Below are 490 nucleotides of genomic sequence, written 5' to 3' on the forward strand. Positions count from 1 at the left end.
GCAGCTTATGGTGGTGGAAGGACCAAACCCGGTCGCGCGCGAAGTTCAGCGCATCAACCACAGTCTGGTCAGCGTGTTTAACCGCTTCATACACAACCGCCTGCGTAACCGCAATACCGGTGACACCAAGATCAATCCGGTCGAAACGCTTGGAATAGTCGATCAGCGCCTGATCTCCATGCTGGCGCACCTGCTGCACAATCTCACGAACTGCGCGATCCACATCTTCGGAAACTTCCCGTTTTCCCGCCAGAAATGCCACAAAACTGGCTTCGAAATCTGCGGCACTTTGTATGAGCGTCTGAACCACGCTATTCCCTCATTTCGTACTTATTTGGCTTCAGTCTGATCAGCTGCAATATGATCCGGCTTGTTACCGGTTTCCCATGCAGCGCCCAGATCAGCCAGTCGCATTTCAATCACTTCAACAGTAAGACGGATTGTTTTACCTGCTGCAAAAACCAGTTCAATTATACCGGACGGCGCATCT

At 51.6% G+C, this 490-nt stretch carries 2 protein-coding genes; both read right to left on the reverse strand.

All coding sequences use genetic code 11. The features are described from left to right. Positions 1–310: histidinol dehydrogenase (locus HBA93_RS18375; RefSeq protein WP_221724261.1), on the reverse strand; the 310-nt coding region annotated here is incomplete at its 3' end. A 20-nt stretch (positions 311–330) separates the two neighbouring features. Beyond that, the gene (locus tag HBA93_RS18380; RefSeq protein WP_353619397.1) at positions 331–474 is read right to left on the reverse strand and encodes a DUF2948 family protein; all 144 of its coding nucleotides are present in this window, start codon (positions 472–474) and stop codon (positions 331–333) included. Positions 475–490 lie beyond the last annotated feature (16 nt).

It is taken from the genome of Ochrobactrum sp. SFR4 (assembly GCF_019730395.1).
GTDB lineage: Bacteria > Pseudomonadota > Alphaproteobacteria > Rhizobiales > Rhizobiaceae > Pseudochrobactrum.